The 16,270-nt window shown below is 48.6% G+C and carries 17 protein-coding genes and 2 pseudogenes; 12 read left to right on the top strand and 7 right to left on the bottom strand.

The genetic code is table 11. The features are described from left to right. Positions 1–329 (top strand): annotated as a pseudogene (locus J6U00_RS09075) (hypothetical protein); the annotation flags it as partial. A 105-nt stretch (positions 330–434) separates the two neighbouring features. On the opposite strand, the gene guaB reads toward J6U00_RS09075, so the two are convergent. From guaB to fabD, 7 genes are all read right to left on the bottom strand, one after another. Beyond that, positions 435–1,907 (bottom strand): IMP dehydrogenase, encoded by a 1,473-nt coding sequence (gene guaB / locus J6U00_RS09070; RefSeq protein WP_296581182.1) that lies wholly within the window; start codon positions 1,905–1,907, stop codon positions 435–437. Between the two features lie 183 nt (positions 1,908–2,090). Then, positions 2,091–3,293 (bottom strand): leucine-rich repeat protein, encoded by a 1,203-nt coding sequence (locus J6U00_RS09065; protein WP_296581180.1) that lies wholly within the window; start codon positions 3,291–3,293, stop codon positions 2,091–2,093. Position 3,294: 1 nt separating this feature from the next. Further along, positions 3,295–4,464 (bottom strand): amidohydrolase, encoded by a 1,170-nt coding sequence (locus J6U00_RS09060; RefSeq protein ID WP_296581179.1) that lies wholly within the window; start codon positions 4,462–4,464, stop codon positions 3,295–3,297. Between the two features lie 7 nt (positions 4,465–4,471). Beyond that, the gene (locus J6U00_RS09055; RefSeq protein ID WP_296581178.1) at positions 4,472–4,969 is read right to left on the bottom strand and encodes a shikimate kinase; all 498 of its coding nucleotides are present in this window, start codon (positions 4,967–4,969) and stop codon (positions 4,472–4,474) included. Positions 4,970–4,983: 14 nt separating this feature from the next. Then, positions 4,984–5,904 carry a PHB depolymerase family esterase gene (locus J6U00_RS09050; RefSeq protein ID WP_296581177.1) on the bottom strand — a complete coding sequence of 307 codons (921 nt, stop codon included), beginning with the start codon at positions 5,902–5,904 and terminating at the stop codon, positions 4,984–4,986. Next, complete coding sequence (locus J6U00_RS09045; protein ID WP_296581176.1) at positions 5,901–6,737, bottom strand: shikimate dehydrogenase; 837 nt, start codon at positions 6,735–6,737, stop codon at positions 5,901–5,903. The genes J6U00_RS09050 and J6U00_RS09045 overlap by 4 nt, the downstream gene beginning before the upstream one ends. After that, positions 6,734–7,642 (bottom strand): ACP S-malonyltransferase, encoded by a 909-nt coding sequence (fabD, locus tag J6U00_RS09040; protein ID WP_296581174.1) that lies wholly within the window; start codon positions 7,640–7,642, stop codon positions 6,734–6,736. Before fabD ends, J6U00_RS09045 begins: the two co-directional genes overlap by 4 nt. A 287-nt stretch (positions 7,643–7,929) precedes the next feature. Here fabD and J6U00_RS09035 point away from each other — a divergent pair, with 287 nt between their 5' ends. From J6U00_RS09035 to J6U00_RS08985, 11 genes and pseudogenes are all read left to right on the top strand, one after another. Next, positions 7,930–8,916, top strand: a complete 987-nt coding sequence (locus J6U00_RS09035; RefSeq protein WP_296581172.1) for a beta-ketoacyl-ACP synthase III — start codon at positions 7,930–7,932, stop codon at positions 8,914–8,916. A gap of 111 nt (positions 8,917–9,027) precedes the next feature. Continuing rightward, entirely contained in the window at positions 9,028–9,954 is a 927-nt protein-coding gene (gene fabK / locus J6U00_RS09030; protein WP_296581171.1) for an enoyl-[acyl-carrier-protein] reductase FabK, read from the top strand. Continuing rightward, on the top strand, positions 9,951–10,145 hold the full coding sequence (locus tag J6U00_RS09025) for a DUF4177 domain-containing protein (protein ID WP_296581169.1): 195 nt from the start codon (positions 9,951–9,953) through the stop codon (positions 10,143–10,145). Before fabK ends, J6U00_RS09025 begins: the two co-directional genes overlap by 4 nt. 105 nt (positions 10,146–10,250) lie before the next feature. Next, entirely contained in the window at positions 10,251–10,991 is a 741-nt protein-coding gene (gene fabG, locus J6U00_RS09020; protein ID WP_296581167.1) for a 3-oxoacyl-[acyl-carrier-protein] reductase, read from the top strand. A 77-nt stretch (positions 10,992–11,068) separates the two neighbouring features. Next, positions 11,069–12,328: a beta-ketoacyl-ACP synthase II gene (gene fabF / locus J6U00_RS09015; RefSeq protein ID WP_296581166.1), complete on the top strand. Its 1,260-nt coding sequence runs from the start codon at positions 11,069–11,071 to the stop codon at positions 12,326–12,328. 12 nt (positions 12,329–12,340) lie between these two features. Beyond that, a complete protein-coding gene (gene accB / locus J6U00_RS09010; protein WP_296581165.1) occupies positions 12,341–12,805 on the top strand; it encodes an acetyl-CoA carboxylase biotin carboxyl carrier protein in 465 nt (154 codons plus the stop codon). Next, positions 12,805–13,398 carry a hypothetical protein gene (locus J6U00_RS09005; protein WP_296581163.1) on the top strand — a complete coding sequence of 198 codons (594 nt, stop codon included), beginning with the start codon at positions 12,805–12,807 and terminating at the stop codon, positions 13,396–13,398. Before accB ends, J6U00_RS09005 begins: the two co-directional genes overlap by 1 nt. Beyond that, positions 13,340–14,065 (top strand): hypothetical protein, encoded by a 726-nt coding sequence (locus tag J6U00_RS09000; RefSeq protein ID WP_296581160.1) that lies wholly within the window; start codon positions 13,340–13,342, stop codon positions 14,063–14,065. The genes J6U00_RS09005 and J6U00_RS09000 overlap by 59 nt, the downstream gene beginning before the upstream one ends. A 4-nt stretch (positions 14,066–14,069) precedes the next feature. Next, on the top strand, positions 14,070–14,513 hold the full coding sequence (gene fabZ / locus J6U00_RS08995; protein WP_296581158.1) for a 3-hydroxyacyl-ACP dehydratase FabZ: 444 nt from the start codon (positions 14,070–14,072) through the stop codon (positions 14,511–14,513). A 22-nt stretch (positions 14,514–14,535) separates the two neighbouring features. After that, positions 14,536–15,888: an acetyl-CoA carboxylase biotin carboxylase subunit gene (gene accC / locus J6U00_RS08990; RefSeq protein WP_296581156.1), complete on the top strand. Its 1,353-nt coding sequence runs from the start codon at positions 14,536–14,538 to the stop codon at positions 15,886–15,888. A gap of 21 nt (positions 15,889–15,909) precedes the next feature. Next, positions 15,910–16,270 (top strand): annotated as a pseudogene (locus tag J6U00_RS08985) (acetyl-CoA carboxylase carboxyl transferase subunit beta); the annotation flags it as partial.

The following is a 16,270-nucleotide window of genomic DNA, read 5'->3' as shown; positions in this document are numbered from 1 at the left end:
GACAAATGATAACCACTGAGAACTATTATAAACCAATCCAACTGAAATTACCAGTGGATTATGAAAGAATTATAGATATAAACGACTCAGTGTATTCTTTTGTTGAAGTTTTAGATCAAATTGACCTAAAGAAATATCTTGTAGATAAGGACTGCAGGACAGGTCGCCCACAATTTGATCTGGAAACTCTCTTAAGAATAACACTGTTTGCATTTATGGAATACGGATATGTATCGCTGCGTGAAATAGAAAAGCTTTGTATAATAGCAATTTTCTTCGTGCTTGTTCGTTATACCCTGTTTCCAGAAAATTCAAGAAGGTTTCAATAATTAGCATGAAAAAGCGGGTGCCCTTTCAAATTTGATTTGAAAAGACAACCGCATCGTTTTTTTGAAGCTGTTATTATATAGCCACTTTTTGTATTGTAACGCTGTTTATATCTGTGTTGAATAGTTAGGAGCTTCCTTGGTGATATAGATATCGTGAGGGTGGCTCTCCTTGAGTCCTGCGCCTGTGATGCGTATGAACTTGGCCTTCTCGTGAAGTGTGGGTATATCTACGCAACCACAGTAGCCCATACCTGAGCGGATACCACCTACAAGCTGGAAAATAGTATCTGCAAGTGGGCCCTTGAAGGGAACTCGTCCCTCAACGCCCTCGGGAACCAGCTTCTTTGCGCCCTCCTGGAAGTATCTGTCCTTGGAGCCGCAAGCCATGGCGCCGAGGCTGCCCATGCCTCTGTATACCTTGAACTGACGTCCCTGATATATTTCAGTTTCGCCGGGAGCTTCTGCACAGCCTGCAAGGAGCGAGCCGAGCATAACTACATTTGCGCCTGCTGCAAGTGCCTTTACGATATCACCTGAGTATTTGATACCGCCGTCAGCAATAACTGGGATACCGTACTTCTGAGCTACGCAGGCAACGTCGTATACCGCTGTGATCTGAGGTACGCCTATACCTGCAACTACACGGGTGGTGCAGATAGAGCCGGGTCCGATACCTACCTTAAGGCAGTCAGCACCTGCTGCAATAAGATCTTCAGCAGCCTCTGCCGTAGCGATATTTCCTGCTATTACAGGTATATCCGGGAATGCTTCCTTAACCATTTTCAGGCACTTGATGATGTTTGCGCTGTGTCCATGAGCGGAGTCGAGAACGAGAACATCCACCTGAGCGTCGATAAGAGCCTGTGCTCTTTCGAGAACGTTTGCAGTAACGCCAATAGCGGCTCCGCAGAGAAGCCTGCCCTTGCTGTCACGGGCTGAGTTGGGGTACTGTACAGATTTCTCGATATCCTTTATAGTGATAAGGCCCTTGAGGTAGCCTGCCTCGTCAACTATAGGGAGCTTTTCAATCTTGTGTGCGCGGAGGATTTCCTGAGCCTGTTCAAGAGTAGTGCCGACGGGAGCAGTGATAAGGTTGTCCTTTGTCATAACGTCGGAGATCTTAGCTGTAAAATCAGTAAGGAAGCGCATATCTCTGTTGGTGATGATACCAACGAGTTTGCCCTTTCCGTCAACGATCGGAACGCCTGAGATCTTGAATTTACCCATGATCTCGTCAGCGTCGGCAACGATGTGATCCTCGGTGAGGGAGAAGGGGTTTACGATAACGCCGTTTTCACTTCTCTTTACCTTGTCAACTTCGTCAGCCTGCTGTTCAATGGACATATTTTTGTGTATGATACCTATACCGCCCTCACGAGCGATAGCAATAGCCATACGTGAATCTGTAACGGTGTCCATAGCGGCAGTCATTATCGGAGTATTGAGTCGAACGGTCTTTGTGAGCTGAGTACCGATCTGGATCATGTTAGGCGTAACGTTTGATTCAGCAGGGATAAGCAGCACATCGTCAAAGGTAAGACCTTCCTTCTGAAATTTGCTGTTGATATCAGTCAGCATAAAAATTCCTCCTTGCAGTTGTAATATTAACTTTAATGATACTATTTTTTGCGGCTTATGTCAATAGTTTGGGGGACAGACCGGACATAGAATTTTATTTTCAAAAACAGTCGGGTTTTGGCGAAAAAAGCAATGTGTTATACTAAAGTAATTCAGCGTTAAAGTGTCGGTGGGTATATACGTTCATTTCCCTGACGAAAGCCTTGCGTATTCCGCAAGAATGCCCGAAGCGTCAACTGCGTCAGTGATGCCGTCGCTGTTCCAGTCGGCAGCCTGCTTCTGCGCAGATGTGAATACGGCAGACTTGTCAGATGATATACGCGCATACTCCGCAAGCACTGCGGAGGCGTCCACAGCGTCAGTATAGCCGTCACCGTTCACGTCTCCTTTTTTCATTGAGGAGGATTCAAAGGCAATGCCGTATTCCTTTGCGTACTTTTCCGCAGCAGTGTCCGGCTTACCCTTTATCACGAAGTCTGATATATTTTCCGAAGAGGAGCTCCTCACATCATATCTTCTTCCCACGGCGTCTTTGCCTATAGCTGTTACGGAGGAGGGGATATAAAGCTCTCCGAGCCATGTGCAGCTGTAAAAAGCGTCCTCGCCGATAGAGGTTATGCTGTCGGTAAGGGAGACGTTTTTAAGACTGTTGCAGGAATGGAAGCAGTTTTCGGGGACAGCCTTCACCGACTTTCCGAAGCTCACGCTTTCAAGTGAAGAGCAGCTCATGAAGCAGCCCTTTCCGAGCTTGGTCACAGAGTCGGGAATATCAACGCTTTTAAGCGAAAGGCAGCCTGAAAAGGCATGGTCATCGATAGTAGTAACGCTTTCGGGGATATCAACGGAGACCACCTCTGCTTTGCCGAAAAAGGCTCCCTTACCAATAGTTTTGGTTTTATCGTATATCTTCGCATCAGCGCCGCCTGCATAGAGCAGGAGAGAGTCGCCGTTCATATACAATGAGCCGTCGATATTGCTGTAGGTGGAGTTGTCCTTGCTGACTGAGATATCGAACAGAGCAGGACATGCGGTAAAGGCATAATCGCCTATAGAGGATACATTCTTTCCCAACGATAGGTTGCAGAGATTGGGACAGGTGCTGAAAGCCCTTGCACCCACGGTCACAAGACTGTCGGGGAGTATGCATATAGCTATATCCGTATTGCCTGAAAAGGCATTTTCAGCTACGGCAGTGACTGGCATTCCTTCTATCTCGGAGGGTATCATGAGCATACTATCGCTGCCTGTGCAACCCGTAACAGTCACCTTTTTATCCTTTATCTCATATTTCAGCGAAAAGCCCTCGGGTATATCCTCTGCCGCCCGGACGGTTCCGGCGGGCATCAACAGCAATAAAGCAGCCGCAGCAGCAATAGCCCTTTTCATATCAGAGCTCCCTGCGGCAGATATTGCCGCCTATCATTACGAGTACCGGTTCCGACATGAGATCAAGAGGGTTATCGCCCTTCCTGTAGAGCTGGAGGTCTGCGTCCTTTTCCTCTTTAAGCGAACCTGTAACGTCGTCTATGCCGAGTATCTCCGCAGGACATACAGTCAAAGTCCGGAGAGCCTCGCCAAAGCGGAGGCCGCCCTTTACGGCAGCCTGTGCGGACAGGGGCAGATACTGTATGGGTATGACGGTATGATCGGTGCATATAGCTATTTTTACTCCGCTCTCGTGGAGGAGGGAAGCGTTTTTCAGTTCAAGCCCCTTCATTTCGGGCTTGCAGCGGTCACATATCAGAGGACCGCATATAACCGGTACTCCCTCAGCTGCGATTATATCTGCTATGAGCTGTCCCTCCGTGCCGTGGACTATTACGGGATCCAAACCGAATTCCTTGGATATGCGCATAGCTGTGCAGATATCATCTGCTCTGTGGCAGTGGAAGAAAGCCTTTATCTTGCGGTCAAGAAGAGGCATGAGAGCCTCACACTTTATATCGTACTCCGGGGGATCGTAGTTCTCGCTGTCGGAGTAGTAGCTGTCCATATCGTGGACATAGCGGCGAGCCTTGTAAAGTCCTTCACGGATAAGGGCTGTTATCGCCATACGGGTCACAGGAGTCTCCTCACGTCCATTGTATACGTTCTTGGGATTCTCGCCGAGAGCGAATTTTATGCCGCAGTTCTTTATGAGCATATCGTCTATTCGTCTGCCGAAGGTCTTTATAGCAGCTATCTCTCCGCCGCAGGCATTGGAGCTTCCGGGACTTGAAGCCACGGCGGTTATGCCGCGCATACGGGCTTCCTCAAAGCAACGGTCAAAGGGATTTATACCGTCGATAGCTCTCATCTGCGGAGTAAACGGGTCGGTGGACTCGTTGCAGTCGTCGCCTTCGAAATCAAGGCTGTCCTCGATGATGCCGAGGTGGGTGTGAGCGTCTATGAAGCCAGGAAGGAGCATACCTCCTTCTGCATCTATGCTGTCTACAGGGATATCTTCCGGGGTACCCTCGCCGAGAGCTTTTATCCTGCCCTCAACGGTCTCTATCCAGCCGCAGGGGATAACTCCCTGGGCGTCCATAGTGTGTATCTCAGCGTTATAGATAAGCATACCGTACTCACTTTCTGAGAGAGCGTACTATTAGCTCCGCGTTTTCCACGGGACTGCCGCTGCACTCGAGTCTTATGGTCGAATGTTTAAGATATATATCCTTTCTTGAGTTGTATAGCTCCTCCAGCTGTTCCTTTGTGGAGCTGACAACGATAGGGCGGTTGGTATCGTCCTTTATACGCTCATAGCAGACCTCGAATGGAACGTCTATATATACCACAGCTGCGCCTGCCTCTCTTGCCGCCCTTGCAGTATCCGGATTGAGCATTGCTCCGCCGCCGCAGGCTGCAACGGTGGTCTTGCCACAGAGGGACTTCACTATCTCAGCCTCTGTAAGGCGGAAGAATGGCTCTCCCTTTTTCTCGAATATCTCGGGGATAGTCATTTCAAGGGTGCGGACTATGAGGTCGTCCGTATCGCAGAAGCCGCAGCCCAGTTTTTTTGCTGCAAGCTTGCCTATAGTTGATTTTCCGCAGCCCATAAAGCCGCATAAGAATACAGTCATATCATTCTCCTTTTTTACTTCTGAGCCTCGAAGAACTCAAGTATCAGGGCATTGGTGTTGAATCCGCTGAATTTTTCCTTCGGCCATTCATGACCGCCGTTTTTTACGAGCAGGTCCCAGATCTGTATGTTTTTATTCTTGTTTTCGTATTTTTTCAGTACTGCCTGACTGCTGACCTCGGTCTCCACCGTTAGTTCAGCGCCGTTAGATTCAGCCCAGTACGCCATAACGTCCTCGACGGCAGGATATTTGGAATACTTTGCGGTGCCGTCACTCTTCTTCGGTACAACATCATCCTTTGCACCGGTTATCTGAAAGAAGCTTACCTTATTCCCGGATTTTCTGGTTTCCCATACGCTGTCCGTCATAATGCCGGCAACGCTCACAACTGCGGAGAAGGTGTCTCCGGCTTCCGCAGCCAGCCTGTGTGTCATGAATGCGCCGTTGCTGAAGCCTGCCGCATATGTCCTGCTACTGTCCAAAGAATACTCCTTTTGCAGATACTTTGCAAGAGCCGTCAGGAACTCGGTGTCCCTGTTTTTACCAGTTCCTGCACCTGCATTCCAGCCCAGTGACGATGTCCTGTCCTCAGGGTCGGAAGCGCCTGTGACATAGACCACTGCATAGCCGGCAGGATTGGCAGTTTTTTCAAACTGAACTGATGTACGGAAGCTCTCTGCGTTATGACCGTAGCCATGGAGCATAAGCACAAGAGGCGCGTTTTCTGCATTGTCGGGAAGATCTACGATGAAATCATGCTTTATGGAATCGAATGTGCAGGAATACCGGTTTTCACTGACAAGGGAAACGTCATTCAGCGCTGGCAGTACAGGCTTAGGTGCGATCTTTTCTCTGCTGCACCCGGAAAGCAGTCCGGATATAAGCAGAAAAGGACAGAGGAGCAGATATATCCTGCTTTTTAAAATGGAGATCACTTGTTCATGCTGTCAACAGCATTCTCGACATCGGCGATTATCTTTGATATATCCTCGGGGGTGAAGCTGCCGCCGTACCATATCTCATGAGCCTTCACAGCCTGATAGACTAGCATGGAAGCGCCTCCCACAGCTGTTTTACCCATTGCGCGGGCTTTTTTCATGAGGAGTGTTTCTGTCGGATTGTAGATAACGTCAAAAACGCTGCTGCTGTTTTCGATTATAGTATCACTTACTGCGCAGGCGTCCACTTTTGGGTACATACCAACGGGAGTTGCGTTTATCAGCAGGTCGTAGCTGCCGTCAAGATTGGATATATCCGCTATCCTTACGGAAGCGCCGCTGCACTTTGCCAGTATCTCAGCCATGAGGAGCTGGGCGTTCTTAACGTCCTGAGGTATCACGGCAAGAGTGATGTTTCCGCCGTGACGGGCTACCTCTATGGCTATCATCCTTCCTACTCCGCCGCATCCGAGCACAGCTACATTCCCGCCGATAGGGAGAAGCTCTGCAGAGCGCAGAAAACCGTCGCAGTCGGTGTTGTAGCCTACAAGCCTTCCACCGTTGTTGCCTATGCAGTTAACGGAGTTGTAGCGGAGAGCGCTTTCTGCAAGCTCGTCCACAAGACTGATAACAGTCTGCTTGTGGGGGATAGTAACATTGAGACCGCGGAGACTTTCAAGAAGTCCGCGGCTGCCTGTGATATCCTCGGGAGCTATATCTATGAGCTCGTATGAGGTATCGGAAAGTCCGCTGAGATTGAAGAGCTTTTCGTGTATGAGCGGGGACATGGAATGTCCGAGTGGGTGTCCTATAAGCGCAAATTTATTCATGATAGTGCTCCTTCAAGTGTTTCAAGATCTTCAACGTTTACGGCAGTGACGTCCTTCAGCGTCTTTTTAACAAGTCCTGTTAGTGTTCTTCCTGGGCCGAATTCCACGAATCTGTCAGCTCCTGCCTCCTGCATAGCAGAAAGCTCGGAGGTGAATCGTACAGGGGATACTATGTGCTTTGCGAGTATTGAAGCCATATCCGAGAAGTCTGTGAGCTCACCGCCTGTGAGGTTAGAGTAGTATTTCACCTGAGGAGTTTTGAATTCAATAGTCTTTGCTGTTCCATAGAACTTGTCAGCGGCAGACTGCATGAGCTTTGAATGGAATGCCCCAGCAACGTTGAGCGGTATGACTCTCGCCTTCATTTCGGTGAATATCTCACTTACCTCAGCGATGCCCTCAGGAGTTCCGGCTATTACAGTCTGAGCAGGCGAATTGTAGTTCACGGCAGTGACGTATCCCTCAGCTTCGCTGCATACTTTCTCTACCTCTTCGGGAGCTATTTTCATGACAGCAGCCATTGCGCCTTCCGCAGAAGCCGTAGCCTCCTCCATCGCGGCAGCTCTTGCTTTTATAAGTCGGAATGCGTCCTCAAGAGATATCATTCCCGAGGCATACATAGCAGCATATTCGCCCAGTGAATGTCCTGCGACTCCGTCAAAGGTGAAGCCCTTCGACTGTGCAGCCTTAAGACATACTATGGACGTAGCCATTATAGCAGGCTGAGAGTTGATAGTTCGGGAAAGCTCGTCAAGCGGTGCTTCAAAGCAGATATTTTTCAGGTCATAGCCCAGTATATCGGAGCCGGCAGTGTATACCTCCATGAGCTCCGGCATGGCCTCAGCTATGTCTTTTCCCATGCCCTCATACTGCGAGCCTTGTCCTGAAAATAGTGCAATTGTCATAATAAATAACTTCCTTTCTGTATGTTATACCCAATAGTATTGGTGAAAATATCCTGATGCTCAATTGTAAATTTGTGAGAAGTGACGATATTTTGTCTTTAAATTATCAAAGTGCTGAAATATCGTTGCAAAAAAACTCAAAATGATTTACAATATAATATGTGTGGTATCATGCCTTCAGGGCAGTATTTCTTCATTGAGACGATACTGACATTACTACTATAACACAAAATTACGGTTTTTACAACTGTATTTTCATAATTTTATTGATTTTAAGGAGCTTTTTAATGGGCATAAGCATTTTGGGAATGGGAAGGTACGTGCCGGAGCAGGTACTTACAAATGACGACTTCACCCGTTTCATTGAGACCAACGACGAGTGGATAAGCTCGAGAACGGGTATAAAGAAGCGTCCTATGGCAGGCTGGGAGCCAACGTGGTATATGGGCAGAGAAGCTGCAATGAGCGCTGTAAAGTCAGCCGGCATAGATCCTGCGGATATAGGGCTTGTCATATCATGTACGGCAACGTCCGATTTTCATACTCCAAGTATGTCAAGCATAATCCAGCACCAGATAGGAGCCGTTAATGCAGCTGCATTTGATATGAACGCTGCCTGTTCAGGCTTCGTATATGCGCTTGATACTGCAAGACGTTTCCTCGAAACCGACGACAGTATGAAGTACGTGCTGATAGTTGCAAATGAAGCGCTTTCTCGCTTTCTGGATTTTTCGGACAGAGCCTCCTGCATACTCTTCGGCGATGGAGCTGCCGCAGCAGTAGTCGAGAAGAGCGTTAAGCTTTTTTCCTCGCATCTTGGCTCTGACGGAAGCGGTGCTGAGCTTCTCTGCGCAAGAGCATTGAACGTAGCTCCCGAGGTGGCTCTGAAAAACGGTTTCAAGGATCCTTTCCCGGAAATGGAGCTTCACAAACTTCACCAGAATGGCAAGGAGGTATACAAGTTCGCGGTACAGGCACTGCCGAGAGCCTTCGAGCTGGCGGCGGAAAAGGTCAATATAACCAAGGACGATATAGACTGGTTCGTGCCTCATCAGGCGAATATAAGGATAATAGAGACGGCTGCTAAGAATCTGGGTGCCCCTATGGAGAAGTTTATAGTTACACTCGACCATTACGGAAATACTTCCAGTGCGTCAATTCCACTGGCCCTCTGCGAGAGCATAGAAAAGGGATTGATAAAGCGCGGACAAAAGCTTGCCCTCATTGGCTTCGGAGCTGGTCTCACTTACGGCGGAATAATACTGGAATACTGATCTTACCATTTGTAGGGGACGTCGTCCCGACGTCCCGCGAATATGATTAAAACTGACGGGCTGTCGGGTACGCCAGCCTCTACAAGGATATGCTAACAAAGGAGTATGACTATGAAAACACGCATCACTGAGCTTCTTGGCTGCGAATACCCCATAATACAAGGCGGTATGGCATGGGTAGCCGAGCACACACTCGCTTCCGCTGTATCGAACGCAGGCGGAATAGGTCTTATCGCGGGCGGCAGCGCTCCTATCGACTATCTCCGTGAGCAGATACACCTCTGCAAGGAAAAGACAAACAAGCCATTCGGCGTTAATATAATGCTTATGAGTCCCAATGCCGACGACCTCGCACAGCTCTGCATAGACGAGAACATCAGAGTCATAACCACAGGTGCCGGTAACCCCGGAAAGTACATGGCTGCATGGAAGGAAGCGGGAATAAAGGTAATGCCAGTAGTCCCCTCTGTAGCTCTTGCAAAGAGAATGGAAAAGTCCGGAGCTGACGCCGTTATTGCTGAGGGTACGGAGTCCGGCGGACATATCGGCGAGAATACGACAATGTGTCTCGTGCCTCAGGTTGTTGATGCGGTGGAGATACCTGTCATTGCAGCAGGCGGTATTGCTGACGGCAGGGGTATGGCAGCAGCCTTTATGCTCGGTGCTGAGGGCGTACAGATAGGCACACGCTTCCTTGCATCGGAGGAGTGTCAGATACATCCTACCTTCAAGGAACTCGTCATAAAGGCGAAGGATACGGACAATATAGTTACGGGACGTTATACCGGTCACCCGTGCAGGAATATAAAGACTAAATTCGCAAAGAAGCTCGCGACAGGCGAGAAGGAAGGCACACTCTCTCCCGAGGAGTTCGAGCAGCTCACAGTGGGAGCTCTCCGCAGAGCCGTGGTTGACGGCGACGTGGAAAGCGGCTCATTCCTCTGCGGAGCTATATCCGGTATGGTCAACGACATAAAGAGCTGTGCTGAAATTGTAAAGGAAATAAACGATGGAGCGGAGAAGCTCCTGAAGCTATGAGATACAAGTACGTAAGGATGAAGTGCAGTATCGGCGGCATCTATTATCACGAGACTGAGGATGGCAAGAGAAGTCCCCGTCAGGTGATAGAGGATATGGCTGCACAGGGCTACAGGTATGTTGGGAATGTACCGGTGCATCTGGGCAGATACGGTGCTCTGACCGAATATGACATGATATTTGAATACTGAGAAAGTTACATTTGTAACTGAGAAAGTGACATTCTTCACGTTCAAAACTGCGTGAAGTCATGATAGAATTAAAGCATCAGTCCAATGAAAACGGAGGAAACAATAATGGCAACAGCAATAATCACGGGCGCTTCACAGGGAATAGGCGCCTGCATCGCAAAAAGACTTGCACAGGACGGCTTTGACGTAGTAATAAATCACTATCCCAGTGACGGAGATAAGGAAAAGGCTCTCGCAGTTGCGGAGGAGTGCCGCAGCTTCGGTGTAAAGGCTGAGTGCTATGCGGCTGACGTATCGAAATTTGACCAGTGTGAAGCTATGGTGAAGCAGATAAAGGCTGATTTTGGTACTATAGATGCACTTGTGAACAACGCAGGCATCACAAAGGATAAGCTCCTTGCAAGAATGAGCGAGGAGGAGTATGACGCAGTCATCGCTGTTAACCAGAAGAGCGTGTTCAATATGACTAAGCAGGTCACCGCTGTAATGATGAAGCAGAGAAGCGGCAGGATAGTCAATGTAGCTTCCGTTGCGGGACTGTACGGCAATCCCGGACAGATGAATTATTCCGCCTCCAAAGCTGCCATAATCGGCATGACAAAGACTACAGCCAAGGAATTCGGTTCGAGAAATATCACCTGCAACGCTGTTGCACCGGGACTTATAAGAACTCCCATGACAGAGGTCCTTCCGGAGGATCTTAAGGCGAAGATGATAGAGGCTGTAGCTCTCAGGAGATACGGTGAGCCTGAGGAGATAGCATCAGTTGTATCCTTCCTCGTATCTGACAATGCTTCTTACGTTACGGGACAGGTGATAGAAATATCCGGCGGACTTTCAATGTAACATTATCAACAGTCGCAGTATGGGGCGAAAGCTCCGGACGCACCAAAAATCTTAATAAATAGCAGAAAGGGAAAAATATGAGCAGAAGAGTTGTTATCACGGGAATGGGAGCTGTTACTCCCCTCGGAACAGGAGTGGAAAAGTTCTGGGCAGGAATAAAAGAGAATAAGTTAGGCATATCGTTTATTGATATGTTCGATACAGAGCGCACAGGAGTGAAGATCGCAGGCGTGGTCCGCGATTTCAGCGAGGAGGACTATTACGGAGTGCAGGGCTGCTTCGACAAGAAGGAAGCAAAGCACATGGATACCTTCACGAAATATGCTGTTGTTGCTACACATGAAGCTCTCACTGATGCAGGTACTGATTTCGGTGACATTGATCCTTACAGGGCAGGAGTTCTTGTAGGCTCGGGAATCGGCGGCGTGGATCTTACTCTCTCGGAATACAGCAAGTACCTCGAAAAGGGACCGAGCAGAGTTTCCGCATTCTATATTCCAATGATGATAAGCAATATGGCTGCCGGCACCATATCAATGAAAACAGGCTTCAGAGGAGCTAATTTCGATATAACCACCGCCTGTGCTTCTAGCACTCATTCTATCGGCGAAGCCTTCCGCAAGATAAAGGATGGCTATCTTGACGTCTGCATTGCAGGCGGCACAGAGTCCACAAGGGTGGAGTTCACTTTCGGCGGATTCTCGAATATGAAAGCGCTCACAAAGTCTTCCGACCTGACAAGGGCTTCCATACCATTTGACAAGGAGCGCAGCGGCTTTGTACTGGGCGAGGGAAGCGCAGTGCTCGTGCTTGAGGAATATGAGCATGCAAAGGCAAGAGGCGCTAAGATATACGCGGAGATATCGGGATACGGAGCTACCTGCGACGGCTATCACATGACGTCGCCCATGCCTTCCGGCGAAGCTGCCGCAAAGGGCATGGAACTGGCAATGCAGGAAGCAGGTCTCAGACCTGAGGATATAGATTATATAAACGCACATGGCACATCGACAGGTCTCAATGACAAGTATGAGACAGCCGCTATAAAGCTCGCACTGGGTGAAAAGGATGCAAGAAGAGTAAAGATAAGCTCCACCAAGTCCATGATAGGACATCTTCTCGGCGCAGCAGGTGCCGTGGAAGCAGTGGTATGCGCGAAGTCCGTACAGGAGGGCTTCATTCACGCAACTGTGGGATATAAGGTACCCGATGAGGAGTGCGATCTCGATTACTGCGGAAGCGGCAATATTGAGCAGGAGGTCAATGCCGTCCTTTCAAATTCTCTTGGATTTGGCGGACATAACGCAACTCTTTGCTTCACAAGGGTAAAGGACTAAGGAGGATATTTAATGGAGAAAATCTACGGTCAGATAGATCTTGAAACGATCGAGAAGCTCGCTGACATAATTAATAAAAAAGAGCTTTCAGAGCTTACTATCGCAAACGGCGAAAAAAGCATCACACTGAAGGGCAGGAAATGTATACCGCCAATGGCAGCGCCGGCGGCTCAAGTTCAGGTTCCTGTGTCTGTAGAGAGCACCCTTTCGGCAAGCGAAGCATTAATGGCTGAGGAGGTAAGCGGAAAGGTAGTAAGATCGCCTATCGTAGGCACCTTCTACTCGGCTCCCTCACCTGACAAGCCTCCTTTTGTAAAGACTGGCGACGAGGTGAAGAAGGGCGACGTAATAATGATAATCGAGTCCATGAAGCTGATGAACGAGATACAGTCCGAGTACGATGGAACGGTTGAGCAGATACTGGTCTCCGACGGTCAGGCTGTAGAGTTCGATCAGCCTATCATGGTCATAAAATAATGGAATATAAGTACATCACGCAGGAAATCATAGAAAAGGGCAACGTTAATATCACATCTCCTGAGATGTTCGAGGAAGCAAGACGGTACAACATAGAAGCTGTCAAGAATTATAAGAAGCGCTACGGTATAAAGATTGCGTTCGGCTTATGGATAGCTGCGCAGGTGATATACGTGATATTCTGCGTTGTGAACAGTATGGATATGCAGAACAGCTATGATAGGGCGACAAGGACAAGTATGCCGGCGTGGCAGATAGCTCTCAGAGTATTAGGAGTTGTTGCTTATCTGGGACTGATGTTCTGGTTTGCCTTTCACAACGGTAGCCGTGACAAGAAGACACTTTGCCTTGCTTCACTGCCCATAATATGTTTTTCGCTGTACTTTGCAGGTATCCCCTTGGGTAATTACATTATAGGATATCTTTATGAGAGGTCGGAGGACTATTTCTCGAAACAGCTGGGTTATCCCTCTTTTCCGAGACTTGTAACAAATTCTGTATACAGCAGTGCGGATAATCTCAAGGACCTTTCTTATGACAGCATACGTGATAAAGCCCGAAGGGATCACCCCGACGACGGTTCTTTTCTCTGATATTATGGAACTTAAATATATAACACAGAAAAATATAGATGAATGTCATATCAACATCACATCTGCTGATATGTATGTCGAATTCAAGGAATACAATCAGCGTATGCTGGATATGCAGAAGAGACGCCGGAGATTTCTCCGCGATTGCTGTGGACTCTGGCTGGTTAATCTGGTAGCACTGTCTGCGGGACTGATATCTGCTGTACTGATGAGCAGTAAAAGCGTAATGTTTCTGTTGTGTATCCTGCTTGCGGCAGTTTACCTGTTCTTCATGGTGAACTATATAGGGATACGCAAGATATACAGCTGGAAGACAGGTCTTGTAATAAGTGTGACAGGTCTTGCATTAAGTTTGATACTTATACCCATGATAATTCCTTTTTTAGCTCTTGTTATTGCAAATCCCGTACTCATCCATCTGATGGAAAAGGAAGACAGCAGTATCAGGAACGAAACGGGTTATCCCCATTTTACACAGCTTGTAGGCTCGTTCAAGAGCTTTGTCAAGGACGGCGAGGTCTACGGCGTAGGGGATGGCGTTGTTTACGGAGCAGGACTACAGTCCGAAAGCGCAGAACAGGTGCCCGAAGATCCCTTTGCAAAGTACAGGATACGTCCCGAGAACGATATGGGAATGCTTGCAGATAACGATATATATAAGGAGTAATAAAATGTCTGATATACTTATGAATAAAGAACAGATAATGGAAATAATCCCTCATCGCGCCCCCTTTCTCCTCATCGACGAGATAGTTGATATGGAAGTGGGAGTTAGGGTACACGCAAGGAAGTACATCAAGGAGGACGACTTCTGGTTCAAGGGACATTTTCCGGGATACCCGGTAACTCCCGGAGTTCTCATGGTGGAGATGCTTGCGCAGGCAGGAGCTGTATGTATGCTCTCAAAGCCTGAGTTCAAGGGAAAGCTTGGCCTTTTCGGAGGCATAGACAAGGCTAAGTTCCGCAGACAGGTGGTTCCCGGCGACGTCCTTGACCTTGAGGTGGAGATGATACGTCAGCGCGGACCTGTGGGTACAGGACAGGCGCTTGCGTCCGTAGGCGGCGAAAAGGCTGTATCCTGCGAGATAACCTTTGTTATCACAGACAATAAATAATCCATACGGGGGATAATCGTAAATGTTCAAGAAAGTACTTATCGCCAACAGAGGCGAGATAGCTGTACGAATAATAAGAGCGTGCAGAGAGCTCAGCATACGCTGTGTGGCGGTATACTCCACAGCGGACCGCAACTCTCTCCATGCGCAGATAGCTGACGAGGCGGTATGTATAGGACCGCCTGCAACAAAGGACAGCTATCTTAATATGAATGCAATAATACAGGCGGCTATAAATACCGGCGCTGAGGCTATTCACCCCGGATTCGGTTTTCTCTCCGAGAACGCTGAGTTTGCAAAGCTCTGTGAAGCCAATGGCATAGTTTTCATAGGCCCTTCATACAAGTCCATAGAAATGCTCGGCGACAAGGCAGCTGCAAAGGAGACAATGGCAGCTGCAGGAGTACCTGTTATCCCAGGCTCAAAGGGAGCTGTAAAGACCTTGAAGGAAGCCAAGAAGATAGCCGAAAAGGCGGGATATCCTGTACTTGTAAAGGCTTCCGCAGGCGGCGGCGGACGTGGTATACGCCGTGTTGACAGTCCCGACGAGCTTGAGGCTCAGATGACGGCGGCACAGCAGGAGGCGAAGAACTTCTTCGGCGACGACGCTGTATATATCGAGAAATTCCTTGTGAATCCCCACCATGTGGAGATACAGATAATAGCCGACAAGCATGGTAATTATATACATCTTTGTGAGCGCGATTGCTCCATGCAGCGCCGGAACCAGAAGATGCTGGAGGAGTGTCCCAGCCCTATCGTGGATGAGGAGCTCCGCAGGAAAATGGGAGTTGCCGCGGTGACAGCCGCAAAGGAGTGTGGCTACTACAACGCAGGCACTATCGAGTTTCTCGTTGATGAGAACCGCGAATTTTATTTCATGGAAATGAATACCAGGATACAGGTCGAGCACCCTATAACCGAGGAAGTAACGGGCTTTGACCTTGTAAAGGCACAGATAGAGATAGCTGACGGCAAGCCTCTTGAGATAAAGCAGGAAGACATAAAGATGCGCGGTCACGCTATCGAGTGCAGAATTAATGCGGAGAATCCCGACAAAGGCTTCCGTCCCTCACCGGGCACCATTACGGCGCTGTATATGCCGGGCGGTCCGGGAATAAGAATAGACGGAGCAGTATATCAGGGCTATACCATAACCCCTTACTACGACTCCATGATTAGCAAGCTCATCGCACACGGCTCCGACCGAGAGGACGCCATAAACAAGATGAGGTGGGCGCTTTCCGAGTTTATCGTTGAAGGAGTGGATACAAATATAGATTTCCAGCTCGGAATAATCAGAAATGCCGATTTCAAGGCAGGAAAGTATGATATCGGTTTCCTTGGAAGGTATATGGAAGAAAAGAAGAAATAAAAGGGAATGCGGTGACAAGAATTGTTTGAGGATTTTTTTAACGTTGTAAAGAAGCGCTGGGGAGAGGGCGAAGAGGAATACAAGCCGCCAATGTTCAAATGTCCGCGCTGTCAGGGCACAAGCCCGCTGTCTAAATACGAGGAGCTCAGGAGAGTATGTCCCAAGTGTAACTATCACGGCAGACTTTCTTCCTCAGAGCGTATCGCTATAACTGTTGACAAGGACAGCTTCAGGGAGTTCAATGGGAAAATGAGGGGAGCAGACCCGCTTGATTTCCCGGACTATGCCGAAAAGCAGGCTGAACTCCGGGCAAGTACCGGTCTCAACGAAGCAGTTATAACGGGTACGGCTTCTATAAAAGGCTCACCCGTAGTGATAGGAG

The sequence above is a fragment of the Ruminococcus sp. genome, from assembly GCF_017650195.1.
Taxonomy (GTDB): Bacteria; Bacillota; Clostridia; order Oscillospirales; family Ruminococcaceae; genus Ruminococcus.
Note: the sequence above shows the minus strand (reverse complement) of the source record. Positions and strands in the feature narration are given on the sequence as shown.

Excerpts from the sequence above, each read along its gene's own strand:
- guaB (WP_296581182.1), bottom strand. The coding sequence starts at position 1,907 with ATGCTGACTGATATCAACAGCAAATTTCAGAAGGAAGGTCTTACCTTT.
- J6U00_RS09065 (WP_296581180.1), bottom strand. The coding sequence starts at position 3,293 with ATGAAAAGGGCTATTGCTGCTGCGGCTGCTTTATTGCTGTTGATGCCC.
- J6U00_RS09060 (WP_296581179.1), bottom strand. The coding sequence starts at position 4,464 with ATGCTTATCTATAACGCTGAGATACACACTATGGACGCCCAGGGAGTT.
- J6U00_RS09055 (WP_296581178.1), bottom strand. The coding sequence starts at position 4,969 with ATGACTGTATTCTTATGCGGCTTTATGGGCTGCGGAAAATCAACTATA.
- J6U00_RS09045 (WP_296581176.1), bottom strand. The coding sequence starts at position 6,737 with ATGAATAAATTTGCGCTTATAGGACACCCACTCGGACATTCCATGTCC.
- fabD (WP_296581174.1), bottom strand. The coding sequence starts at position 7,642 with ATGACAATTGCACTATTTTCAGGACAAGGCTCGCAGTATGAGGGCATG.
- J6U00_RS09035 (WP_296581172.1), top strand. The coding sequence starts at position 7,930 with ATGGGCATAAGCATTTTGGGAATGGGAAGGTACGTGCCGGAGCAGGTA.
- fabK (WP_296581171.1), top strand. The coding sequence starts at position 9,028 with ATGAAAACACGCATCACTGAGCTTCTTGGCTGCGAATACCCCATAATA.
- J6U00_RS09025 (WP_296581169.1), top strand. The coding sequence starts at position 9,951 with ATGAGATACAAGTACGTAAGGATGAAGTGCAGTATCGGCGGCATCTAT.
- fabG (WP_296581167.1), top strand. The coding sequence starts at position 10,251 with ATGGCAACAGCAATAATCACGGGCGCTTCACAGGGAATAGGCGCCTGC.
- fabF (WP_296581166.1), top strand. The coding sequence starts at position 11,069 with ATGAGCAGAAGAGTTGTTATCACGGGAATGGGAGCTGTTACTCCCCTC.
- accB (WP_296581165.1), top strand. The coding sequence starts at position 12,341 with ATGGAGAAAATCTACGGTCAGATAGATCTTGAAACGATCGAGAAGCTC.
- J6U00_RS09005 (WP_296581163.1), top strand. The coding sequence starts at position 12,805 with ATGGAATATAAGTACATCACGCAGGAAATCATAGAAAAGGGCAACGTT.
- J6U00_RS09000 (WP_296581160.1), top strand. The coding sequence starts at position 13,340 with ATGACAGCATACGTGATAAAGCCCGAAGGGATCACCCCGACGACGGTT.
- fabZ (WP_296581158.1), top strand. The coding sequence starts at position 14,070 with ATGTCTGATATACTTATGAATAAAGAACAGATAATGGAAATAATCCCT.
- accC (WP_296581156.1), top strand. The coding sequence starts at position 14,536 with ATGTTCAAGAAAGTACTTATCGCCAACAGAGGCGAGATAGCTGTACGA.